Raw genomic sequence first — 23,544 nt, 5'->3', positions numbered from 1 at the left:
AATTGCGGCGACTTAAACAATTAACTCAATGAAGCTTATTAAATGAAATTAACAAAAACCTGCAGAAAAATAGATGGTTATATCCAAAAAGCCGTAGCAGTTGTTGAAGAACAGGCAAAGGCCGAGATAGAGGGTTTTGTCTCGCTAAGTTATACCGCCAGCTTTAACCATTTTCCGGCTAGCCTACGAGTAATCTGCTTATTTACCGATGATAATGCCTTGGCAACCGCTAAAACGTCTGGCGCTGAACAACTGCTACAAAAGTGGGTGCATAAGCAAATGTTTAAAGTCGGTTTTGTACTTAAAGATGCTCGGAATAATGTGATATTACAAAGTGTAACTGACACAGCGGGCACAACTACCTTAAACTAAAGCTTAGATTTCAGGTTGTTATATGCCTAATATTTATATTATTTACCGTGCTATGTTTGCCAATGATGGCACTATGCATACCCTTGGCGGTATCGAAAATTATATCTTAAATTTATGTGATGTTTTCAGCCAACAAGGCTGGCATTGCCATATTGTGCAACCGGCGAAAAAAATGTTTAGCCTAGCACAACCGCAATATACTGTTCATGGCGTAACAACCGGCTTATACCGTGGTAATTTAAAGAAACATGCTTTAGCAAAGTGGGTAAGCAAACAAGCCAATAAACATAACGATATTGTTGTTTTTGCGACGGACTCTTACTCCGTAACAATGGCTGACTATAAAACGTTAGCCATCCAGCATGGTATTTCTTNTAAACTAAAGCTTAGATTTCAGGTTGTTATATGCCTAATATTTATATTATTTACCGTGCTATGTTTGCCAATGATGGCACTATGCATACCCTTGGCGGTATCGAAAATTATATCTTAAATTTATGTGATGTTTTCAGCCAACAAGGCTGGCATTGCCATATTGTGCAACCGGCGAAAAAATGTTTAGCCTAGCACAACCGCAATATACTGTTCATGGCGTAACAACCGGCTTATACCGTGGTAATTTAAAGAAACATGCTTTAGCAAAGTGGGTAAGCAAACAAGCCAATAAACATAACGATATTGTTGTTTTTGCGACGGACTCTTACTCCGTAACAATGGCTGACTATAAAACGTTAGCCATCCAGCATGGTATTTCTTGGGATAAGCCACGCCGCTCAAAACTACGTTTAGGTCAATATTTTACGTCGCTACTAAATCAGTATAAATATTTGTCGCATATCAAAGCAGGCTGCAGTTTAGTTTGTGTCGACCATAACTTTGTTAACTGGTATCGCACTTGGTTTAATATCGAGCAGCAGCATATTAAAGTTATTTATAATTTTTATAATGAAAAAATTACCGAAAACGAATTTGAACAAAAGTGGTCTGAACAAAATACCACAATAAAAATTATTATTGCCCGTCGTTTTGTTGATTATCGCGGCATTAAACTTATTGCTCCTATTATTAAGCAATTATTACCGCAGTATAATATTCAGGTCAGCTTTGCCGGCGATGGCCCATTAAAGCCATATTTAGCAGAGCTATTTGCAAATGAGCCAAAAGTTAACGTAATCCAGTATGGCCCAGATGAGAGCTTTAAGGTGCATAAAAGCCAGCATATTGCGATTATTCCTACCTTAGGCTCTGAAGGTACCTCGCTATCTATGATAGAAGCCATGGCCGCGGGTTGCATGGTAATTAGCAGTAATGTGGGTGGTTTGTCGAATATTATTATTAACGGCTTTAATGGCCGTTTAGTGATGCCTAATAGACAAGAGTTCACGCAAGTATTAACGACAAGCCTAGATAGCTTTGAGCAAAGTAAAGTGCTGGCGTATAACGGTATAAAATCAATTGAACAGGTGTGTGCAAAAGCGAATTGGGCCCAACATTGGGTTGAAACTATAAATGAACTGCGTTGACATCATTAAGTTTATTGTTAATTCACCATTGTCAGCTTTCTTTAAAAATAAAAGGTACAAAAAAAGCACTTAACTAATAGCTAAGTGCTTTTTTATTTCTTATTATTTTTTAAAACGACGTAGCAGCAGTAAACCAAAGCCTAATAAAGCTAAGCTAGCAGGTGCTGGCACCCTAGCAGGGTCGGTAGTGTCATTTGGATTACCTACATCAACAGTTGAAGCAGTGCCATATACACTTAAATTAGCGCTATATAAATTAAACTGATCTTTGCCCCAAGTTTCTTCAGCAAACCATAAATAGAATTTTTTGTTATCAACAATATCACTGAATATTGAGGATAAATTACTAGAATTAAAAGTAAAAGTTTCGGTAATAATAGTACCTTGAGTTTGCGTTAATTGTTGCATCTCTGCAGTTGTCGCTGCTACCGATGTACTGCTAGCAGGGCGAACATTCCAGTCTTCAAATAAATGAAAAATATCTAAAGGACTGCCAGTCCTAGAAAAAGTAAGCTCTAACTCAAAATAATCAATGCTAGTAAAATCTAACGCTGTAAATTCAAACACATCAACAAAACGTTGGCAGCCCGTAGGACCATTATCTTTTATTGTTATGCTATCTGCATGTTTAGTATCGCAAGCACCTGAATTTAGGAAACTTGGAATATAGGTATCTGTGCCATAATTATGTTCAATATTGCCAATTAGGCCAGCAAAAGCGCTGCTGCTGAACAACAATACTAGCGACAATAATAATTTACTCATTCATAACTCCATTTATTTTTATTGTAATAGCCTGATTACATTGACTAGATTTTCTTAGCACTAGCTTTTAGCGCATAGTACTTAGCAAAGTGTACTTTGCACAAAGTAAGCCAACATTATTTAAGCGTTAATAAAGCCTGTGTTTATCACTGTTTTAGGGGCAAATGTTAATTGTAGTTATATTAGGAAATAATGAAGTTGTAAAAAAAGCTGACTAATACCTAAGTAAAAGAAATATATACATTTAATCTGGTTTTGAAATCGTGTAACGGAGCGGGTAAGCGTAACACGCTATCTATATTGAGCGATTATCATGCTGTGAAAGAGTGTAATAAATGCGGCTTTGACATCTTTAAGTGGTTTTAGGACGTTAAATCGCATAAGAGTGGTGTAAAAAGCATTGACGGCTGTGATCATTTACCAAGCCACAGGCCTGTAGATGGGCGTAGCAGATAGTAGAACCGAAAAAAGCAAAGCCACGTTGTTTTAAATCTTTACTAATTTTATCAGACAACGCTGTTGTCGCGGGATAGTCAGCTAAAGCGGCCATGTCATTAATAATCGGTTTATGATCAACATAGGCCCATAAGTAATTACAAAAGCTACCAAATTGCTGCTGAATTTCCATAAAGACTTTGGCGTTACCAATAGCGGCTGTAATTTTTGCCCGGTTGCGAATAATAGAAGCATCTTGCATTAGCTGCTCTATTTTCGCGTCGTCAAACTTAGCTACTTGCTCAACATCAAAATCAGCAAAGGCGTGTTTATATCCGGCGCGGCGCTTTAATATGGTGTACCAGCTTAGGCCAGCTTGGGCCGACTCTAATACTATAAACTCAAACATTTTTTTATCATCATAAACCGGCACGCCCCATTCCTGATCATGATAGGCAACGTAATCCGGCTTAGAGCAATCTAGCCAACGGCAACGAGTAAGGGAATCATCAAGGCTGTTAGCAATACTTTGCTTAGGTTTGATCATCAGTTTTGTCCTAAAATTATTAATGTGGCTTAAGAAATATATTACAGCGTCGATTTTAGGTTGCCGTTAGGCAGTTATATTTGCTTGCAATTAAGCAATAGTTACTCAGATTTTTAATGGTACGATAACTATACACTACTATAACGATAAATTAATAAGCAGGGTGTCTGAATGCAGTTGATTGTTACCGCAATTAGTAAGGCTTACAGTAAGGTACAAGCTGTACAGCAGGTAAGTTTTCAAATTAACAGCGGTGAAATTTTTGCGCTATTAGGGCCTAATGGTGCCGGTAAATCATCCATTATTCGTATGTTGGTCGGGATGACTAAGCCCGACAACGGTAGCATTATGATTAGTTATCAAGATCAACATTATGATCATGTACCACGGCGTTTATTGGGCTATTTGCCAGAAGACCGTGGCTTGTATCCAGATAAAAGCATTGAAAAAAACCTACTATATTTAGCGCAGTTGCACGGTTTATCTAAAGCGGCGGCACTTATTGAAATGAATGATTGGCTGGCGGTGTTTGAACTTACAGACCGTAGGCATGATGAGTTAAAGCAGCTGTCTAAGGGTAATCAGCAAAAAGTACAACTTATCGCCGCAGTGTTACATCGCCCCGCGCTGGTCATTTTAGATGAACCTTTTTCTGGACTAGATCCGGTTAACCAAGAAAAAGTGGTCGATTTTTTACAACAATTAAAAGCGCGCGGCATGACTGTTATTTTAAGCGCCCACCAGATGGCATTGGTGGAAAAGCTTGCCGATCATATGCTGTTAATGGCACAGGGCCAGGTAATATTAGCGGGCACTTTGCAAAGCATTCGCGACCAAAGCCAGTGCCAACGACAGATGAAAGTCGGTTTTAGCACAGAGTTAAGCTTACACCAGTTACAGCAGCTTGAATCTTTGGCAACGGTTGCAGCGCTAAATCCTCACCAATGGCTACTAACACTTACTGATAGCGTTAGTGTATCGGACTGCTTACAGCAACTATTACAACTAGCAGAGTTAACTCAGGTAGAAATGCAAGTGGCGGACCTACATCAGTTATATTTAGCGGCAATGGCTAAGCATCAGCAATATAAGTCGGAGGTGTCGGTATGATTTCACGCCAAAGTTTATTGGTTGCTCGCTGGGAGTTTTTGCGTTTTTTTAAATGGAAGCAGCAACTCGTGTCCTATTTACTTATGCTGGGTATATTAGGTGCAATAGTATTGTGGAGCTTTTTTACTGATGAAAGCCAGCAGCAATATCGTATCGCCGTGCCCGCTGACTTTAATATTGAAAACACTGAGCAGTTTCAGTTTCAGCGACCAAGCATTAGTTTTGATACCCAATTAACCCAGATGCAAAGTGATAACTCTTGGCATGCAGTGCTAAGTAAACAAGATGCGGGTGTTAGTATTCATACTTTGACCGGTAAAAAGTGGTTAACCCAGTTAGAGCAGGTACTACAGCAGCATTATCGTAAGCGCGCAGCTAACGAGATGGGGCTTGACGATGCGCAATATGCCCAACTGGAGCAACCGCTAAGCATTAATACTCAATATCTAGATCCCTCTTACAAAGGTAAAGACAGGCCCGAAAAAAAGGTCGCCATGGGCTTATTGATCTTGTTATTTGTTGGCTTAACTACCGCCTTTGGCCATATGCTGACCAGTATTACCGGAGAAAAGCAGCAGCGGGTAACCGAGCAGTTATACGCTATTTTAACCCCACAGCAGTGGATGGATGGCAAAGTGTTGGGTCATAGCTTCAGCGCATTAAAAGCCATGCTAACTTCGGGGTTAATCATGCTGATGAGCATTGTTGTAGTAAGCATGTTTACGAAAAAAGGACTGAATTTAGGCTGGTTGGATTTTAGCGTGATATTTTGGCTGCTGCCTTTTGCGCTGCTTGGCGTGGTGTTATGCGCAAGCTTTATGGGCGCGATTGCCGCGTCTATTGACGATCCCAATAATAGTGGTAAAAGCGCAGTTATGTTGCTTACTTGGCTGCCAATGGTATTCACCTACTTAGTAATAGACAGTCCCGCTGGCTGGGGCATGACGCTACTGAGCTTTTTACCGTTAACATCTTTTGCCGCGATGCCGGTAAAAATGTCGATGGTGGATATAGCTTGGTGGCAACCGGTATTGTCGTTGTTATTACTACTGGCGACAGTGTGGTGGATGCGCCGTGTTGCAGGGCGGGTATTTTTACGCGGTATGCAGCAGTATGGTAAAGAACCATCGTGGAGCCAGATTGTCCGTTGGGCACTTAGCAATAAGGCGGATTAAAACAGCAAGGATATCTAAAGGCCTGATCCTATTTTCATACCATTTAAACAGGGGCAGGTCTGTCAAATCCCATATATTTTACGTTTATCATAAAATATTTATTGATAAATGATGCTTTCTCGCTTAAATTAATAGGTGTAAGCACTGTTAATGTCGCCAAGGAGAGAGTCATGATGTCAAAATCAAATGTTTTAGCCGGTATAGCTGCAGCTAGTTTAGCTGTATTGTTTCCTATCTATTGGATTTACGCTTTTGGCGCTATCTTTAGCACCAATAGTGCCGAATTAATTGCTGATGATTTTTTAACGTTAAATGGCTGGGATGCGCTGTTTGTTATTATCGGCCTACTTGAAATAATCGTTTATATCGGTCTTTATAAACTGTGTCGTGAACAACTCAATGGTGGACTTTCAGCAATATTATTACTGATTATGGCTGCCGTTATTGCTGTATTCCATAGCACGGTTATTATTGATATTTTGCTTGCTAGCGGCATGGTAACTAGCAATAGTGAAGCTTGGATGAGTTGGGGAGTGGTAATCAGTTTAAGCTTACTATTTTTCTACGCTGTTGTTGCGTTTATCCTTGCCGTGGCATTTTTAACCCGCTTGAGTGAACTGAGTAATATTATGAAAGCATTTGCTTTCGGTTTATTAGTCATGTGTATTTTACAGCTTACAGTTGTGTTCGCAGCAGCAAATATTGTGCTTTTCCCGATACTGATGGCGTTGGTTGCTATCCAGTTTTTTCGTAACGACCATAGTGTTGAAATTGTCTAACTGAGCCACTAAAGCCAACAAAATCGGGGCGAATTATCCATGTCCATTAGAATTAATCTTGACGTTGAGCTGGCGAAAAATAAGATGTCATTAACTGAGCTTTCAATGCGAGTAAATGTTTCAATGACAAATTTATCGCTGCTAAAGAATGGCAAAGTTAAAGCTATTCGTTTCAGTACATTAGAGGCTATTTGCCAAGTATTGGGTTGTCAGCCAGGTGACATACTCGTCTACGAACCAACAGAGTAGACGTTTGGTTGAAAACCTAACAGGGCAAATACTGACTAAAACATTTAAAACTAAATGAATAGCTTCTCAATATTTGCCCGTTTTAGCCTGTGCTTAATCTTGAGTTAGAGCTGCTGTCGGTAGCGGCTGCTCTTGTTGCGACGGGCCGATTAACTTGCTGGTGATAACACCTGAGGTCATTGAACCCGACACATTTAAAGCTGTACGAGCCATATCAATTAAAGGCTCTATTGAAATTAATAACGCGACAATTTCGATTGGTAGGCCCATTGTCGGTAATACCACTAACGCGGCAAACGTGGCACCACCACCGACTCCAGCAATACCAAAAGAGCTAATGACAACAATACCCACTAACGAAGCGATAAATTCAAAAGTCATCGGGTCAATGCCAACACTCGGTGCCACCATGACGGCTAGCATAGCAGGGTAGATACCGGCACAGCCATTTTGGCCAATAGTGGCACCAAAAGAGGCCGATAAGTTCGCAATAGCAGGCGGCACTTTAAGTTGATTGACTTGAACATCAATATTCATCGGTATTGACGCTGCCGAACTGCGCGAGCTAAACGCAAAGGTTAATACTGGCCAAATCTTTGTAAAATATTGTTTTGGGTTGACGCCAACTAAGCTAAGCAACAAGCCATGTACCATAAACATAATTAAAATGGCGACATAAGAAGCGACAATAAATGCCAGCAAGTTAAAAATATCGTTACTACTCGATTTAGCCACAACACTCGTCATAAGGCCTGCAACACCATAAGGCGTTAAGGCAATGACCATTTTCACTAAACTCATCACTGTGGCTTGTAAGGCGTTAACAGCCGTACGAATAGGAGTAGCAAGTTCGGACCGCTCCTGCATTACTTTGCGAGCAGCTATGCCTACCAACACACCAAAAATTACTACAGCAATAATCGAGGTTGAACGCAGGTTACTTAGATCGGCAAATGGATTTTGCGGAATAAAACTCAGCAGCATCTGTGGCACAGTTAAATCGGCTACCGTAGCGGCTCTGCTTTGCAAGGTGGTCATCTGTGCCGCTTCGCGTGTGCCGGCCACTAAACCATCAATACTAAGATCAAAACCATAAGTGACTGCTATACCCACCAGAGCCGCAATGGCTGTGGTAAACAGTAAAATCGAAATGCTGACGAAAGAAATTTTACCTAACGAGCCTTGGTCTTCAAGCTTAACCACCGCGGCAATCATAAATATCAATACTAAAGGCATAATGAGCATTTTTAATAGCCCAACATAGCCTTGGCCTACAACAGCCACCCAGCCTAAGACATCCTTGATCACTTGTGGTTGTTCGGCAAATAAAAACTGTAACAGCAAGCCAAATACACTACCCAGTATCAAACCAAATAAAACAGTGCGAGATAAGGTGTGATTTTTTTGCGAATACCAATAAATCGCGAACAGTAAGCCAACAAACAACGCCAACATTAACAATACAGCAAGCGACATAGCATCCTCTTAAGAAACAATAATGTAACGGGATACTCTAGCTCTTTGTAGCGCAATAAGAAAATACGCTTTCGCTATGAGTTAGATGAAATAGTTATGTATTGACCAGACGACTTTCTCATTTTTGTATAACATAATAAATACTGAAAAAACTTTTCATGTTAGGTGTAATAGACAAAAGCTCAGCGAGTCTCATCACCTTAGCAACTATGTATATGAGCTATACCCCAAGCAACTTTGCGACAACTCCCGTTTATGGAGTGGGTGAACCAGATCATTTGCCAATAGGTGAATGGCTAGAATCAGCTAGGGTTAAGCATAGTGCTGCCATCGTGGAAACCATCCTGTTTACTAAGAGAGCTACCGATGTCTGAACCTGAAAACAAGACTAAAAACGTTAACGCCAGCAACAACGCCAACAGTACCGATGATCCATTAGCCTCACACCACACGCCTGCCAATATCTCCGATCGCATCGCTTTTCGTCTGACTAAAATGCTACGCTTTTGCGCTGATACTTTTTTTGCTAAACGCTATGGCCATAGGGCAGTTATTTTAGAAACGGTAGCAGGAGTGCCTGGTATGGTTGCCGGTATGTTGCGTCATATGCGTAGCTTACGTCGGATGGAAGACGACAACGGCTGGATCCGCACTTTGCTGGATGAAGCGGAAAATGAGCGTATGCACTTGATGACTTTTATCGAAATTGCCAAACCAAGTTGGTTTGAGCGGTTGCTAATTTTATTAGCTCAAGGTTTCTTTTTTAGTGGTTTTTTACTGCTATATATTATTTCGGCGAAAACAGCGCACCGCCTAGTTGGCTACTTCGAAGAAGAAGCCGTATACAGTTACAGCTGTTATCTGCAGGAAGTTGACAGCGGCGCCCTCGACAACATTCCGGCACCGCAGGTTGCTATCGATTACTGGCAGCTGCCGGCCGATGCCCGCCTGCGCGACGTTATTATTGTTGTGCGGGCCGATGAAGCCGGCCATCGCGATGTCAATCACGATTTTGCTAATCAGTTGGCAAATAATTAGCGGCCAGCCATTAGGGTAGCGGCTTAAGCGACAGTGCGCTTAGGCTGCTGCGCAGCCGTTGCATAAACGCAATATCGGGGTCATTCTTTTCAGTAAAATAGTTGGCGTCTGTCTCTTTCCACCAGTCGGTATCCCGAAACCTGTGGTACTCGCTGTGGCCAAGCACATACTTTATCGGATACTTGCCCGCTAAATAAGTAATCAGTTTGGTATTAGCGGCTAATTGCGCCTCAGTCATTGGCAGGCTATTGCCGTCAGCAATATTTTCAATACCAATGGCGGTGTAATTAATGCCAATAGTGTGGCGAGCCATGGTAGTTTCCGGCATTAACTGGTAAACGGTACCATCCCGGTCAATCACAAACTGGCTGGACACATTTAAATTACCACCGGCCCGAATGCCATCGCGCGCAGCGGGCAATTCCGGCGGGTTAAACGCCGCGAAGGTTTGCTCAAAAGTTGGGATTACCGTCCAGTGTACCACCACCATCTTTGGATCAATAACGGGCTCGTCCTGCACCATGCCATAGTGTTGTTGCATATACTGCAAGGTTAAAGCCTTACGCATCTCATCAAAAATAATAGGCTTTTGAATAATCACTAAACCGTCAGGCATACTGTCGCCAGCATATAAAGGCGAGATTGATCCCAGCAAACATAATAGTAGTTTTTTCATTATAAATATTCCTTGTGACCATAATGCTCGGTGGAATTCGTGCTTAAGCGTTTATAACATGGAAATGTTGTCGCTGCTTAGAAGACAAAAGAGCAATCATTTTAACTCTAAATATTATCGTGCCTAGTGGAGGATTTATCTTAGCCATCACCACTTTTGTCTATGGTCATTAAGGAGGCAGGTGTAGTGGTTCAATTATTTGTTAGGGGGATTACCGATGGTGAGAGCAAATCTATGCTCGTGCTGGCCGTGTCTGGCCAGCTTGGGACCTCTACAGAAAGAATATACTTTCAATGGGCCCTAGTATAGCTAAATTGTCCATTCATAGTTCACTTGTAGGGCAAGCGATGAGCGACGAATTTAGAGCTGTTCTGAAAATGACTCCAGAATCCTGAAGTAGCTATATATTTGACTAACAATCGTGCCTGGATTTCAAAAGGAAAGAAAAATTGAAAATGGCGAAAAAGCTTTACAAGTTAGCTTGAGGGAAAACTGATTTGCCTCATCCTTATTGTCATCAAAACTCATCATAAACCTATCTGATATAGAAATATTTTATGTATGTCAGTGGCGTAAGGAAGTACACAAGCAGTTTTAGAGTTTTTCTTGAAAGAATGCTAAATATTTCGTTAGGATATCGGTAGCGTAGAGGTAGAATCGGGCTATTTTCAGAAAGTAGGTAAAGCAAAAAGACTTTAAGAATGGTGGCCCCACCTGGACTCGAACCAGGGACCGATCGATTATGAGTCGAGCGCTCTAACCAACTGAGCTATGGGGCCATGTGAAACTTTTTGTACATCTGCTAAGGTACGTCCTGTAGCATTGTTCCGGCTCGACCATCCACGGTCTCGCCTTTGTGTCTTTCGGCGTGACGTTAAGTCACCCCTCATCATCTTACGATGACCGACCCTCAGCCAACTGAGCTATGGGGCCATGTGAAACTTTTTTCTGCGCTTTTATTAAAGCGAGGGCAGTATAAAAACTTTTCACTGCTTTGTCATCTGACTTGTGGGGTTAATGTGGCTTAACTGCTTACTTTTTAAGCTTTAGTGATAAATAAATAATAAAGGCGCCGTTTGGCGCCTTTATTTGCACTGCTTTTATTCGTCTAAGAAGCTTTTTAATACTTCTGAACGAGAAGGGTGGCGTAACTTACGTAACGCTTTAGCTTCAATTTGACGAATACGCTCACGGGTAACGTCGAATTGCTTGCCCACTTCTTCTAACGTATGGTCGGTATTCATATCAATACCAAAACGCATACGTAGTACTTTTGCTTCGCGAGCGGTTAAGCCGGCAAGTACATCGTTAGTGGCGTTTTTCAAGCTTTCGATGGTTGCTGAGTCTAATGGTGACTCGCCGCCAGCATCTTCAATAAAGTCACCTAAATGTGAATCGTCGTCATCACCGATAGGGGTTTCCATTGAAATAGGCTCTTTAGCGATTTTTAACACTTTCAGAATTTTATCTTCAGGCATTAACATCCGCTCTGATAATTCTTCAGGTGTCGCTTCGCGTCCCATTTCTTGCAGCATTTGCCGTGAAATACGGTTTAGCTTGTTAATGGTTTCAATCATGTGCACTGGAATACGGATAGTGCGTGCTTGGTCAGCGATTGAGCGCGTGATAGCTTGACGTATCCACCAAGTAGCATAAGTTGAGAACTTATAACCACGACGGTATTCAAACTTATCTACGGCCTTCATTAAGCCGATGTTACCTTCTTGGATTAAATCTAAGAACTGTAAGCCGCGGTTGGTATATTTTTTAGCGATAGAAATAACCAAACGTAAGTTTGCTTCGACCATTTCTTTTTTCGCCCGGCGCGCTTTCGCTTCACCGATTGACATACGACGGTTGATATCTTTAATGCTTGCGATACTTAAACCGGTTTCTTCTTCAACTTTTTTCAGCTTGTCGATGCTGCGGAATAAATCTTCCTGCATTTCATCTAGTTTAGCTGAATAGGGTTTACCTGCCGCTAATTCGGCATCTAACCAAGCAGTTGATGATTCTGAACCGGTAAAGGCCTTAACGAAGGCTTTTTTCGGCATTTTTGCGTATTCAACACAATTTTTTAAGATTAAACGCTCTTGTACACGCACGCGGCCCATCATTTCGCGCATACTTTTAACTAAGCGATCAAACTGTTTTGGTACTAAACGGAAACAACGGAAGACTTCACTTAATGCTTCGATTTCGGTTTTAGTTGTCGCGTGTTCGCGGCCATTTTTCTCAATAGAGCGTCGAGTTACTTCATACTGATCGCGAAGTTCAGTGAATTTTTCACGCGCTAACTCTGGATCTGGACCGGTATCCGCTTCTTCTTCTTCCTCTTCTTCTTCCTCTTCTTCGTCGTCATCGTCTTTATCTTTGTCGTCACGCTTATTCTGTGGTACTTCAGAACCAATATTAGTACCAACAATAGGCGCATCTTCAATTTCATTAGGATCAATGAAACCGATAACGATGTCACTTAAACGAATTTCTTCAGCTTCGTATTTATCCCACTGTTCTAGTAGGTAAGTAATAGCTTCTGGGTATTCTGCAACTGAAGACTGGACAGTGTTGATACCTTCTTCAATGCGCTTGGCGATAACAATTTCGCCTTCACGGGTTAACAGTTCTACTGTACCCATTTCACGCATGTACATGCGAACAGGATCGGTTGTGCGGCCCAGTTCTTTGTCAACGCTAACTAATGCTTGAGCGGCTTCTTCAACTGCATCTTCATCAGTATTGGCATCGGCCATGATTAAGTCATCGGCATCAGGGGCACTTTCAAATACTTGAATGCCCATGTCGTTGATCATGCGGATTATGTCTTCAATCTGATCCGAATCAATAATATCTTGTGGAAGGTGATCGTTAACTTCAGCAAACGTTAGATAACCTTGCTCTTTACCTTTCACGATCAGGAGTTTTAACTGCGACTGAGGATTTTGATCCATAGAGACGTATCTTCCACCAATGTTGATTAATGTAAAATTGCGAACTAGTGATTATAGCAAACTGCGGCTTTTCTAGCCAGCAGCATTAGGTCGCAAGCTTTGGTTTTTTGCTTTTCAGCGCTTGTAACAGTAATTTGTATTCGTGCCACTCTACTTTTGACAGCTGTTCTAGCTTGTCTTTGCGTTCAAGGGCTTCAAGCCTTTGTTGTAGATATTGGTCTTCAATTGAGTGAAAAGTGTCTACAAACTCTTGTGACAACTGTTCAGGTTCAATTTGGTGCTGCCATGACGCCAGTTTTAGCAAAATATTATGTTCAGGTAAATCTCGCCAGTGTTCTAATAATTGCGCTGTTGTCAGTGACGGCTGCTGTTGCAGTCTTTGTTGTAAAGAAAGTAATAAGCCTATACCAGGGATATTACTGTGTGCCAGTTCAGGTGCATCTGGCATTATATTTACTAAGTTGGGGTACTGCAGCAATAAACCAATGGCTCGGCGCATTGGCGTGATTTTAATTTTAGCAGGTTTTAGTTTATTCGCTGCTTTAGTTGTCGATTTTTTTTGCTGCTGCCGGGTTTGTCCCAACAAGTTAGCGAGCTTATCTAACAGCGTTTCTCGATAAAACTCACTAGGAATTTGTTTAATTAACTCAGTCGCTTGCACTGATAGCGCTGATTTTCCGGCATCAGTAGCTGGATTGTGTTCTTGGATTAAGCGCTGGAAAAAATATTGGGTTAGCGGTACGGCATCAGTAATACGCTGTAAAAAGGCAGTTTTGCCTTCTTTTTGCACTAAAGAATCCGGATCTTCACCTTGGGGTAAAAATACAAAATTTAACTCTACACCGTCTTTTAGTTGCGGCAGGGCACTTTGTAGTGCGCGCCATGCGGCATCTAAACCGGCACGGTCGCCGTCATAACAACATACCACTCTTGGCGTGTAACGAAATAAAGTGTGCATATGGTCGCTAGTAGTCGCAGTGCCTAAGCAGGCTACAGCAAAGCGAATATCTTGCTCTGCTAACGCAACCACATCCATATAGCCTTCAACCACCAAGACTTGCTCTAAATGTCCTGGTTGTTGCCGCGCTTCATATAAGCCATATAATTCACGGCCTTTATGGAATAATCGGGTTTCAGGTGAATTTAAATATTTGGGTGTGCCATCACCTAAAATACGACCACCAAAAGCAATAACTCGGCCGCGACGATCTCGGATAGGGAACATTAAACGCTGGCGGAAAAAATCGTATTCACGGCCGCTATCACTGCGATTAATTAAACGTAGTTCAACCAGTTGTTCGCGTAGTGGCTTGTTATTACTTGGGCTAAGCCGTTTTAATATATTGTCCCAGCCATCAGGTGCATAGCCAATAGCAAAATCAGCCATCGTTTGCTGGTTAATACCACGTTGAGCTAAATAGTCTTTGACGCTAGGGCTATCAGGATGTTGTTGTAACTGTTGTTGATAGTAGTCAGCTGCTTGCTGCATTAAACTGTAATCATCGGCTTGGGCTGCTGGGCGTTGCGGATGAATACTTTGTTCTCGAGGAATTTCAAGATGATGTAGCTGGGCTAATTCCTCAATACTTTCAACAAACTCAAGTTGCTCAAATTCCATCAAAAAGCTTATAGCATTGCCGTTAGCACCACAGCCAAAACAATGATAAAACTGTTTATCTGGGCTTACGGTAAAAGACGGTGATTTTTCGCTATGGAATGGGCAACAGGCGGCATAATTCCTACCGGTTTTTTTTAACGGTACACGGTGATCTATAAGTTCGACTATATCGGTGCGGGCTAGTAAGTCATCGATAAATTGTCTTGGGATTTGTCCGGCCACCTTTTTCCTTCACAGTTATTCAGAAAAAGACAAACCGTGCCTTGCGAGCACGGTATGCAGATGTCGGCTTGTGCGATACTATTTTACTTTAAAGTAAGCTTTATTTAAAAAGATTACTTTAAAAGAAGACTTAAAAAGTCTTAATTAGTAAGGTTCGCGCAGCTTTTAACTAAGCAGATCTTAGTAAAGCTTGATACGACGTGCGTTTTCGCGTGACAGTTTTTTAGCATGACGCTTAACTGCTGCAGCTTTTTTACGCTTACGGATCCAAGTAGGCTTCTCGTAGAATTCTTTTGCACGTACGTCTGCTAAAACGCCAGCTTTTTCACATGAGCGTTTGAAACGACGTAATGCTACGTCAAACGGTTCGTTCTCTTTTACTTTAACTACAGGCATTAAATTCTCACCTCAGGCCAAATTGGTTATCATTGAACCAATAGTATTAAAAATGGTGCAGCATTTTACGCAAAAAGGCGGGGCGATGTAAAGGGATTCTGCGATCTAAATCTGATCTCTAGCTCTATAGCGGTAGAAACGATATAATATACGGCTATTTTACCCAATTTGAGACACAGATGCGAGTTTTAGGTATCGAAACTTCTTGCGATGAGACCGGTATTGCTATTTATGATGGTGAGCAAGGTTTACTCAGCCATGTACTTTATAGCCAAATTCCTATTCACGCTGATTATGGCGGCGTGGTGCCTGAGCTTGCTTCTCGTGATCATATTCGTAAAACCATTCCGTTAATTAAACAAGCGTTAGCAGAGGCTAATTGTGATGCTGCTAGCATTGATGGCGTGGCTTATACTGCAGGCCCTGGCTTAGCCGGAGCCTTATTAGTTGGCGCCACTATAGGCCGCTCGTTAGCTATGGCATGGCAAAAACCAGCATTAGCAGTGCATCATATGGAAGGGCACTTATTAGCGCCTATGCTAGAAGAGAATGCGCCAGGGTTTCCATTTCTAGCTTTATTAGTCTCTGGCGGCCATACCCAATTAGTGGCGGTTGAAGGCATTGGTCAGTATCAATTACTGGGCGAATCTATTGACGATGCAGCCGGTGAAGCCTTTGATAAAACGGCTAAGTTAATGGGTTTAGAATATCCAGGTGGGCCATTATTGGCGAAATTAGCCCTGCAAGGCGATGCCAAAAAATATCGTTTTCCACGCCCCATGACTGACAGACCTGGCTTAGATTTTAGCTTTAGTGGTTTAAAAACCTCTGCTGCTAATGTGATTGCTAAAGAAGGTAATAGCCCAGAAGTGCAGGCGAATATTGCAGCGTCATTTCAACAAGCGGTGGTGGATACCTTAGTCATTAAATGCAAACGCGCGTTAGAGCAAACGGGTTACAAACGCTTAGTGATTGCCGGCGGTGTCAGTGCCAATACGTCTTTACGTGAGCAGTTAACGCTGTTATTAAACCGTTTTGGCGGTGAAGTGTTTTATCCGCGCAAAGAATTTTGCACAGATAATGGCGCCATGATTGCTTTTGCCGGTTATCAGCGCTTAGCCGCGGGCCAACAGCAAGATTTAACTATAGGCGTAACACCGCGTTGGCCGATGCAGGATTTGCCGCCAATTTAGTTATTTAACTATTTAACTATTTAAGATTTAGTGCAAAATCTAAATGTTTCATAAAGCTGAAACTATTCGCGAATGCGTTTAGTTTTATCCCATACCTTGCTTTCTTTACCACGCCATAAGCGGACGATGTTTTCGTGGTGGCGCAAGATAATCAGAATGCTCAGCATAGAAACCGGCACGGTATACAGGGGTTTAATAAACCAAGTGAACAGTGGGGCCAAACTAACCGTAATAATGGCCGCTAAAGATGAATAGCCGGTTATACCAATTAATAATATCCAGCTGGCAAATAATAAACCGCCTAAATCTAAGCCGATAGGTAACATGGCACCAAAAGCAGTAGCAACGGCTTTGCCGCCTTCAAAACCAAAAAAGATAGGGAAAATGTGGCCGATACAGGCGCTTACAGCGACTAAGCCAAGGTAGAAAGGTTCGATATTTAAAAAGTATGAGCCCCAAACAGGGATAGTGCCTTTAAGTAAATCAAACACTAAAACTAAACTAGCCGGTAACTTACCGCCTAAGCGTAATACATTGGTAGCACCAGGATTACCTGAACCATGTTTGCGAGGATCGGGTAAACCAAACAACTGACTAACCAGCACTGCAGACGAGATAGAACCGCACAAGTAAGCACCAAGCAGCATAATTCCTATCAGCGGGGTCATTAATGCGGTTCCTCAACACCAGTTTTTACGTTAAGATTGCGACTTGCTTTTCAGCTAGCACAGTATAGGCTTTTAACGCTTTTACCTATCCGACCAGCCTACCTGAAACCAGAAATAACGCAATGCGGATTAACCAAATGGACATAGTTTTTATAAAACAGCTACAAATTAATACGGTAATTGGCGTTTATGAATGGGAAAAAAATATTCAACAGCGCTTATTAATCGATTTAGAGCTAAGTACCGATATTCGTATTGCAGCGGCGAATGATGATATTCGTCAGGCATTAGATTACGCCATTATAGCAGAGCGCATAAAGCAATTTGTTACCGCTAAACCGATTGAGTTAATTGAAACGGTGGCCGAGCAAGTTGCAAATTTGTTACTGACTGAGTTTGCTACGCTCAGCGTTAAAGTCACTGTTTGTAAACCAGATGCATTATCGGATGCCCAAACCGTAGGTGTGACTATTATCCGCAGTGCTACTGAATGCAGTGAAACTGTGGACATCGCCGTCGTAAGAGGTAACGGCTAATGGCGCTAATTTATATTAGCGTGGGTAGCAATATGAATCGTGACTATCATATTCGCCAAGGTGTAAGCGCCTTACAGCAACATTTAGGTGCTTTGCAATTATCATCGGTTTATGAAAGTGAAGCGGTTGGTTTTAGTGGCGATAGTTTTTATAATTTAGTGGTCGGTGCGACGACTACGTTATCTATAGCTGAGTGTAAAACTCTGTTTAAACACATTGAAGACCAATATGGCCGCGATCGTACCGCTGAGCGCTTTAGTGGTCGAACGTTAGATTTAGACTTGCTAACTTTTGATTCGTTAATTTGTCAGCAACCGGTGCAATTGCCGCGTGCAGAAATAACTGAAAATGCCTTTGTATTGTGGCCATTAGCCGAAATTGCCCCTGAGCAAATTCATCCCCTTACCCAGCAAACCTATGCCGAGTTATGGCAAAACTATGCTAAAGCGCAAAAATTATGGCCAGTGCCATTTGATTGGAGTCATCTGCAGTGAGTACAGTAGAAGTTATTATCCTTGCGATTATTCAAGGCATAACCGAGTTTTTACCTATTTCTTCCTCTGCCCATCTTATTTTACCGTCTGCTATTTTTGGTTGGCAAGATCAAGGTATTGTGTTTGATGTTGCCGTGCATGTCGGGACCCTATTTGCGGTGATGTTATATTTTCGTCAAGATATCGCCAATTTAACCGTGGGTTGGGTTAAGTCGTTAGGTGGCCAACATAGTACTGATAGCAAACTAGCGTGGTGGGTAATATTAGCCACGATACCCGCTGGTTTAGCTGGCTTGTTTGCTGCTGATTTAATCGAACTGTATTTACGCTCGCCTTATGTAATTGCTATTACCACTATCGTTTTTGGTTTAGCACTGTGGTTTGCCGATGCTAAAGCAAAACAAATTCAAACTATGGAGAGCTTAACCTGGCGCCAAGCATTATTAATTGGTATTGCCCAAGCTGTGGCGTTAATACCTGGTACCTCGCGCTCGGGTATTACGATGACGGCTGCGTTAATGTTAGGTTTAGACCGAATTAGTGCTGCGCGGTTTTCGTTTTTATTATCTATTCCGATTATTATTTTAAGCGGTGGTTATCAAGGCCTGAAGTTGCTTTCTACACCGGCAAATTACGATGTGAATGCCATATTATTAGGCACCGGCTTATCTTTTATTAGTGCCTTAATTTGCATTCATTTGTTTTTAAAAGTGATAAATCGCATGGGTATGTTGCCGTTTGTTATTTACCGTTTATTGCTAGGGGTATTATTAATTGCCGTATTAAACGGCGTCTAATGCGGCAAGGCATTTACAAACAGACTTAATTATAAGTGCAATGGCCTGTTTGGGCCGGAGCTAAGACTTATCGTCTAGCCCGCTTCAGCAGACCATTGTTGTTTAGCCAGCGTTAGCGCCTCTAAACGCAGCTGTTGTAAGGCTGGTTTAATATCGGCGCCAGTAATACCTTTTGCCATTACTTCTTGAGCATTTACTTTACTTGCCGCCTTGGCTAAATAAGTTAAGTATTCCGCTTGTGGATATTGCGCTTGTTCAAAACCAGTGCGACCACGTAAGTCGGCGGTACATGCTAATAATATGGCATTTAACCGCTCTGGCTTGCGCCATAAATCAATGCTATTAAACATTTTAAGCACGGTGGCCGGTTTTAGCTCAAGGGCGTTGTGAATAATTTGATGATACTTGCAGACCAGTAAGGCTAAATCTTTACAGTCATTGGGCACTCGTAGACGTTGGCATAATTGTTCAATTAATTTTAAACCGCTGTGATCGTGGCCATGGTGGGCAGGCCAGTTTGCTGGATTAGTAGCCCCTTTACCGACATCATGAACAACCGCCGCAAAGCGGATATCCAGCCGTTGGCTTAGTTTAGCGGCTTGCTGTAACACTAGTAAGGTATGAATACCGGTATCAATTTCTGGATGCCATTTTTCAGGTTGCGGCACGCCCCATAATGCCGCAACTTCAGGCATCAATTGCTCTAGTGCTGAAGTTTGCTGTAATACGCTAATAAAGGCGTCAGGCGTACGTTCTTGCAAAGCTTTGGCGGTTTCAACCCAAATACGCTCAGGGCTAATAGTCTTAAGCTCGCCGCTTTGGCTAATATCGTGCATTAAATTTAAGGTTTCGTCGGCCACGGTAAAGCCTAAATGGGCATATCGAGCATAGAAGCGGGCGACACGTAATACCCGAAGCGGATCTTCACTAAAAGCAGGGGAAACATGGCGTAATACTTTGTTTTTAATATCGTTAACGCCGCCAAAAGGGTCAACCAACTGGCCATTTTGATGCTTGGCAATGGCGTTTATAGTCAGATCGCGACGCATTAAATCTTGTTCTAGTGTAACATCGGGATCGGCATATACGGCAAAGCCGGTATAGCCTTGGCCATTTTTACGCTCAGTACGTGCCAGTGCATATTCTTCTTTAGTTTTAGGATGAAGAAAAACCGGAAAATCTTTGCCAACTTGTTGGTAGCCTAAATCTAAAAGCTGTTGAGGCGTTGCGCCGACCACCACCCAATCACGCTCAGTGAACGGATAGTTTAAAAGTGTGTCGCGTACTGCGCCCCCAACCAGATAAATTTGCATTGGCTTTCCTGTTAGCTATTTTTTTGCCATTATAGCGTTGTTGTAACAAATTGCAGTGACTTAACCGCTAGGAAGCAGCATGTATACCGGATTTTTCGGCTTAACCAGCGCACCTTTTTCAATTGCGCCTAATCCAGATTTTCTCTATTTAAGTCCGCGCCACGCCGAGGCATTAGCGCATTTGCGCTATGGCCTAGGGGATGCGGGGGGCTTTGTGTTATTAACCGGCGAGGTTGGCACCGGTAAAACCACGGTATCGCGTTGTTTATTACAAGAGTTAGATGATAGCGCTGAAGTGGCCTTTATTCTTAATCCTACGTTATCGGAGTTAGAGTTATTAGCCGCTATTTGTGATGAATTAAAAATCCGTTATAAAAAGTCGGATGCCAGTTTAAAGCTACTGGGTGATAAAATTAAAACTCGGTTATTAAAGAATCATCAACAAGACAAACAAACCTTACTGATTATTGATGAAGCCCAACATTTACAACCCGCAGTATTAGAACAGCTTCGATTACTAACCAATTTAGAAACCAATACCCGTAAATTACTCCAGGTCATATTAATTGGTCAGCCAGAATTACAGCAATTACTAAAACGCAATGATTTACGCCAGCTAGCCCAGCGTATTACTGCGCGCTATCATTTGTTGCCGCTTAATCAACATGAAGTACAGCAGTATTTAAGTTATCGCTTAAAAGTGGCAGGTTGTGAACGGCCCATCTTTACAAATAGCGCGATAAAAAAATTATTTCAACTTAGTGGCGGTATTCCGCGCTTAGTAAATTTAATGGCAGATAGAGCATTACTAGCGGCTTATAGCCAACAACAAGCGTTAGTAAATGAGAAATTAGTGTTACGCGCCGCCAGTGAAACTTTACCTCTGACTGATTCGGTGCAGCAGGCTAAGTTGCCCAGTTGGTTCTGGCCGTTGCTAGGTTGTTCGGCTATAGTGCTTGGCTTTAGTTTAGCGGTAATACTGTTACCCCTGTTACAAAAATAATTAGCTACCGGCAACAATCAAGGGTCACTATCAAGGGTCACTATGTCAATTCTAATGGATGCGTTAAAACAGCAACAACCCAGACCGGCTGAAGCACAAAACAGCAATCTTTGGCGGACTATAGCGCTAGTATTAGGCTTAGTGTTGGCCTTAATGGTAGGGGCTGCTGGCGGCTACTTTTTAGTATTAAAATCAGCAGTAACATCATCATCAACAACAACATCAGTACCGTTAGCTACAACGACTATACCCGCAGCAGAGGCGGAGCCTGAACAAATATTGGCAGCACTAGCTAGCCAAGAGCTAACAGCAGACATCAGCACAGAGCCTTTAGCTCAAAAAAAGCCTGCAGAAAATATAAGCGCCTTAGCCAATAAACCCCCAGCCGTTACAACCGACAGTTTTAAAGCAGACAGTTTTAAAACCCAGGCCGCGATAGTGACCGTTACCGCGCCTACGCCAGAAAAAAATTCAGTAACAACACCCGTAACAACAGCTGCAGCTACACCTGCAACAACAGAGGTAGAGATTTCTGCTGCACTGCGTGATAAGTTTTCTTCAGCGTTGCGAGCAACAGAAAATAATAATGCTAATCACAATTCAAAGCCAACTCGCAGCTTGACCGAGGCGCCGGCTGCCGATGTTAGTGAGCTTGCAGTTACTATAAGGCAGAGCATACCCAGTATTGCTTTTGAAGCCCATGTTTATGCTACGGCAGCTCGGCAACGTTGGGTAAAGGTGAATGGTAAAACCTTACAAGAAAACCAATGGGTCACGGCAGATATTAAAATTAAAGAAATTACCGCGCAATTTGTGCTATTGGAATATGGCAATACGCTATTTAGTATGGCCGCATTATCAAGCTGGACCCAGGGTTAAAGAAATGCTCACAGTTAAATAGCTAGCGGTTAAATAGTGGGTTAAGAATAGAAGTTAAAGGTAGTTTTTAATATCTAAATTATAATGTTTTAAATCTATACAAGCCTCGATGGTTTCATCTTGCTGTTTGGCTAAATCGACTACTTTTACCGGAATATGATGCTGGTGGACGCTGTGATAAAACAATTTTACTTTAGGTAATAATGGCTTTTTAACATTATTTTCTAATACTAATGCTAACTTTCCACTACTTAATTTGACCACTGATCCCGGTGGGTAAATGCCAATACACTTAATAAACTGCTGTAATAAAGTTGAGTCTAATTGCTGAGGTGATTGTTGTAATAATTGTCTTGATGCCGTTAGCGGGCCAAATTTACCCTGTTGTGGCGAAGTCAATTTTTCATAGTTATTGACAATCGCAAGCATCCTACTGCCATGATCAATATGCAAACTACTCATTTTAGGATGACCAGAGCCATCTAAGTGGGCACAATGCTGGCCGATCCACAATGAGACTACACCGGCTAAATGTGGATGTTTTTGCAGTAATTTCAACGTTTTAGAAATGGTTAAATGATCCGCTTGCTGCAACGGTTCGGCATAACTTGCTTTACCAATATCATGCAATAACGCAGCCGTAATTAATGCCTGCACTTTATCAATTGGCAAGTTTAGGTGGCGCGCAAAAGCAGCAATGTAGATGGCACAATTGATACTATGTTGCAGTAATGCATCACTTTGCTCGGCCATGCGGATTAAAAATAACAACACATCTTGATTACGGGCAATAGAATCGGAGATGCCCGCACTGACTTCATGCACTAAGCTAAGATCAATCATCTTGCCGTGTTTAGCTGCATCTAAAACATGGCTTTGTACCTGTTGGCTTTGTTGTATTAGCCGTTCTGCTCGGGGCATTTCATCAGCAAAAAGTATGGGATCAGCTGGCGCTTCTGCTATTGCTGGTTCAGTGTTGTCGGTAATTGGGCTAATTGCGGCGGCTAATTGCTTGCTGGGGTCGATTAGTACTACTTGTACCCCTTTTTTTTGCAATAGTGCAACTGCCGAAGCGGTTCTTACCCAGCCGGCATGTTTTACAGCAATATCACCGCTTTGCTGTAGCACTTGTACCACAAAGCTTCCTGGTGATAACTCAGAGATAGGAACTTGTTTAAATGCCATAATCCGCCAAAACGTAGTCTATTAATTGTTAATTATTAATAATATAACGATAAATACCGACTTCACTTAACATCATACTAACGTTAGCGGTAAATGCACAATAAAGTTAAGAAATGAGTAAAATAATTTTAGACAGAAAGTCGT

24 protein-coding genes and 1 tRNA gene are annotated in these 23,544 nt (G+C 42.0%); 14 read left to right on the top strand and 11 right to left on the bottom strand.

Annotation, left to right across the window (positions count from 1 at the left end):
- The first annotated feature begins 42 nt into the window (after positions 1 to 42).
- The 3 genes from BI198_RS15625 to BI198_RS15615 all read left to right on the top strand — a co-directional run bounded on the left by BI198_RS15625 (position 43) and on the right by BI198_RS15615 (position 1,895).
- Positions 43 to 372 (top strand): hypothetical protein, encoded by a 330-nt coding sequence (locus tag BI198_RS15625; protein WP_070050446.1) that lies wholly within the window; start codon positions 43 to 45, stop codon positions 370 to 372.
- Between the two features lie 405 nt (positions 373 to 777).
- On the top strand, positions 778 to 939 hold the full coding sequence (locus tag BI198_RS16305; RefSeq protein ID WP_235605361.1) for a hypothetical protein: 162 nt from the start codon (positions 778 to 780) through the stop codon (positions 937 to 939).
- Positions 927 to 1,895, top strand: coding sequence for a glycosyltransferase family 4 protein (locus tag BI198_RS15615; RefSeq protein ID WP_201243538.1), 969 nt, complete (start codon positions 927 to 929; stop codon positions 1,893 to 1,895). Before BI198_RS16305 ends, BI198_RS15615 begins: the two co-directional genes overlap by 13 nt.
- Positions 1,896 to 1,997: 102 nt before the next feature.
- Here the strand turns inward: BI198_RS15615 and BI198_RS15610 are convergent, their stop codons facing one another.
- Together BI198_RS15610 and BI198_RS15605 are read right to left on the bottom strand one after the other, a co-directional pair.
- Positions 1,998 to 2,660, bottom strand: coding sequence for a hypothetical protein (locus tag BI198_RS15610; protein ID WP_070050443.1), 663 nt, complete (start codon positions 2,658 to 2,660; stop codon positions 1,998 to 2,000).
- Positions 2,661 to 3,030: 370 nt separating this feature from the next.
- Complete coding sequence (locus BI198_RS15605; protein ID WP_070050439.1) at positions 3,031 to 3,642, bottom strand: DNA-3-methyladenine glycosylase I; 612 nt, start codon at positions 3,640 to 3,642, stop codon at positions 3,031 to 3,033.
- Between the two features lie 171 nt (positions 3,643 to 3,813).
- Between BI198_RS15605 and BI198_RS15600 the strand changes: the two genes are divergently transcribed.
- The 4 genes from BI198_RS15600 (at position 3,814) to BI198_RS15585 (ending at position 6,955) form a co-directional block, all read left to right on the top strand.
- Complete coding sequence (locus tag BI198_RS15600) at positions 3,814 to 4,752, top strand: ABC transporter ATP-binding protein (protein WP_070050438.1); 939 nt, start codon at positions 3,814 to 3,816, stop codon at positions 4,750 to 4,752.
- Positions 4,749 to 5,927: an ABC transporter permease gene (locus BI198_RS15595; protein WP_070050436.1), complete on the top strand. Its 1,179-nt coding sequence runs from the start codon at positions 4,749 to 4,751 to the stop codon at positions 5,925 to 5,927. The genes BI198_RS15600 and BI198_RS15595 overlap by 4 nt, the downstream gene beginning before the upstream one ends.
- A gap of 170 nt (positions 5,928 to 6,097) precedes the next feature.
- Positions 6,098 to 6,706, top strand: coding sequence for a hypothetical protein (locus BI198_RS15590; protein WP_070050435.1), 609 nt, complete (start codon positions 6,098 to 6,100; stop codon positions 6,704 to 6,706).
- Between the two features lie 39 nt (positions 6,707 to 6,745).
- Positions 6,746 to 6,955 (top strand): helix-turn-helix domain-containing protein, encoded by a 210-nt coding sequence (locus BI198_RS15585; RefSeq protein WP_070050433.1) that lies wholly within the window; start codon positions 6,746 to 6,748, stop codon positions 6,953 to 6,955.
- Positions 6,956 to 7,048: 93 nt separating this feature from the next.
- Here BI198_RS15585 and BI198_RS15580 read toward each other — a convergent pair whose 3' ends face one another.
- Complete coding sequence (locus tag BI198_RS15580) at positions 7,049 to 8,431, bottom strand: L-cystine transporter (RefSeq protein WP_070050431.1); 1,383 nt, start codon at positions 8,429 to 8,431, stop codon at positions 7,049 to 7,051.
- A gap of 366 nt (positions 8,432 to 8,797) precedes the next feature.
- Here BI198_RS15580 and BI198_RS15575 point away from each other — a divergent pair, with 366 nt between their 5' ends.
- Positions 8,798 to 9,469 carry an alternative oxidase gene (locus BI198_RS15575; RefSeq protein WP_074467429.1) on the top strand — a complete coding sequence of 224 codons (672 nt, stop codon included), beginning with the start codon at positions 8,798 to 8,800 and terminating at the stop codon, positions 9,467 to 9,469.
- A gap of 10 nt (positions 9,470 to 9,479) precedes the next feature.
- On the opposite strand, the gene BI198_RS15570 is transcribed toward BI198_RS15575, so the two are convergent.
- The 5 genes from BI198_RS15570 to rpsU all read right to left on the bottom strand — a co-directional run bounded on the left by BI198_RS15570 (position 9,480) and on the right by rpsU (position 15,332).
- Positions 9,480 to 10,145 (bottom strand): peptidoglycan recognition protein family protein, encoded by a 666-nt coding sequence (locus tag BI198_RS15570; RefSeq protein ID WP_070050430.1) that lies wholly within the window; start codon positions 10,143 to 10,145, stop codon positions 9,480 to 9,482.
- 702 nt (positions 10,146 to 10,847) lie between these two features.
- Positions 10,848 to 10,924 (bottom strand) — tRNA-Ile (locus tag BI198_RS15565).
- 321 nt (positions 10,925 to 11,245) lie between these two features.
- Positions 11,246 to 13,096, bottom strand: a complete 1,851-nt coding sequence (gene rpoD / locus BI198_RS15560) for an RNA polymerase sigma factor RpoD (RefSeq protein WP_070050428.1) — start codon at positions 13,094 to 13,096, stop codon at positions 11,246 to 11,248.
- A gap of 85 nt (positions 13,097 to 13,181) precedes the next feature.
- A complete protein-coding gene (gene dnaG, locus BI198_RS15555; protein WP_070050426.1) occupies positions 13,182 to 14,936 on the bottom strand; it encodes a DNA primase in 1,755 nt (584 codons plus the stop codon).
- 180 nt (positions 14,937 to 15,116) lie between these two features.
- Entirely contained in the window at positions 15,117 to 15,332 is a 216-nt protein-coding gene (gene rpsU, locus BI198_RS15550) for a 30S ribosomal protein S21 (protein ID WP_027671378.1), read from the bottom strand.
- A 179-nt stretch (positions 15,333 to 15,511) separates the two neighbouring features.
- Between rpsU and tsaD the strand changes: the two genes are divergently transcribed.
- Positions 15,512 to 16,525, top strand: coding sequence for a tRNA (adenosine(37)-N6)-threonylcarbamoyltransferase complex transferase subunit TsaD (tsaD, locus tag BI198_RS15545; protein WP_070050424.1), 1,014 nt, complete (start codon positions 15,512 to 15,514; stop codon positions 16,523 to 16,525).
- A 62-nt stretch (positions 16,526 to 16,587) separates the two neighbouring features.
- Here tsaD and plsY read toward each other — a convergent pair whose 3' ends face one another.
- Complete coding sequence (gene plsY, locus BI198_RS15540) at positions 16,588 to 17,193, bottom strand: glycerol-3-phosphate 1-O-acyltransferase PlsY (RefSeq protein WP_070050422.1); 606 nt, start codon at positions 17,191 to 17,193, stop codon at positions 16,588 to 16,590.
- 137 nt (positions 17,194 to 17,330) lie between these two features.
- Here plsY and folB point away from each other — a divergent pair, with 137 nt between their 5' ends.
- The 3 genes from folB to BI198_RS15525 are packed head-to-tail and all read left to right on the top strand — an operon-like array spanning position 17,331 to position 19,020.
- The gene (gene folB / locus BI198_RS15535; RefSeq protein ID WP_070050420.1) at positions 17,331 to 17,729 is read left to right on the top strand and encodes a dihydroneopterin aldolase; all 399 of its coding nucleotides are present in this window, start codon (positions 17,331 to 17,333) and stop codon (positions 17,727 to 17,729) included.
- Positions 17,729 to 18,223 (top strand): 2-amino-4-hydroxy-6-hydroxymethyldihydropteridine diphosphokinase, encoded by a 495-nt coding sequence (gene folK / locus BI198_RS15530; protein ID WP_070050418.1) that lies wholly within the window; start codon positions 17,729 to 17,731, stop codon positions 18,221 to 18,223. The genes folB and folK overlap by 1 nt, the downstream gene beginning before the upstream one ends.
- Complete coding sequence (locus BI198_RS15525; protein WP_070050416.1) at positions 18,220 to 19,020, top strand: undecaprenyl-diphosphate phosphatase; 801 nt, start codon at positions 18,220 to 18,222, stop codon at positions 19,018 to 19,020. Before folK ends, BI198_RS15525 begins: the two co-directional genes overlap by 4 nt.
- Positions 19,021 to 19,094: 74 nt before the next feature.
- Here BI198_RS15525 and BI198_RS15520 read toward each other — a convergent pair whose 3' ends face one another.
- On the bottom strand, positions 19,095 to 20,333 hold the full coding sequence (locus BI198_RS15520; RefSeq protein WP_070050415.1) for a multifunctional CCA addition/repair protein: 1,239 nt from the start codon (positions 20,331 to 20,333) through the stop codon (positions 19,095 to 19,097).
- A gap of 79 nt (positions 20,334 to 20,412) precedes the next feature.
- On the opposite strand from BI198_RS15520, the gene BI198_RS15515 reads away from it, so the two are divergent.
- Together BI198_RS15515 and BI198_RS15510 are read left to right on the top strand one after the other, a co-directional pair.
- Entirely contained in the window at positions 20,413 to 21,336 is a 924-nt protein-coding gene (locus BI198_RS15515) for an ExeA family protein (RefSeq protein WP_070050413.1), read from the top strand.
- A 42-nt stretch (positions 21,337 to 21,378) separates the two neighbouring features.
- The gene (locus BI198_RS15510) at positions 21,379 to 22,215 is read left to right on the top strand and encodes a general secretion pathway protein GspB (RefSeq protein ID WP_070050412.1); all 837 of its coding nucleotides are present in this window, start codon (positions 21,379 to 21,381) and stop codon (positions 22,213 to 22,215) included.
- 54 nt (positions 22,216 to 22,269) lie between these two features.
- On the opposite strand, the gene BI198_RS15505 is transcribed toward BI198_RS15510, so the two are convergent.
- Positions 22,270 to 23,400 carry an HD-GYP domain-containing protein gene (locus tag BI198_RS15505; protein WP_070050411.1) on the bottom strand — a complete coding sequence of 377 codons (1,131 nt, stop codon included), beginning with the start codon at positions 23,398 to 23,400 and terminating at the stop codon, positions 22,270 to 22,272.
- Positions 23,401 to 23,544: the final 144 nt, after the last annotated feature.

This window comes from Rheinheimera salexigens (assembly GCF_001752395.1).
GTDB classification, from domain to species: domain Bacteria; phylum Pseudomonadota; class Gammaproteobacteria; order Enterobacterales; family Alteromonadaceae; genus Alishewanella; species Alishewanella salexigens.
Note: the sequence above shows the minus strand (reverse complement) of the source record. Positions and strands in the feature narration are given on the sequence as shown.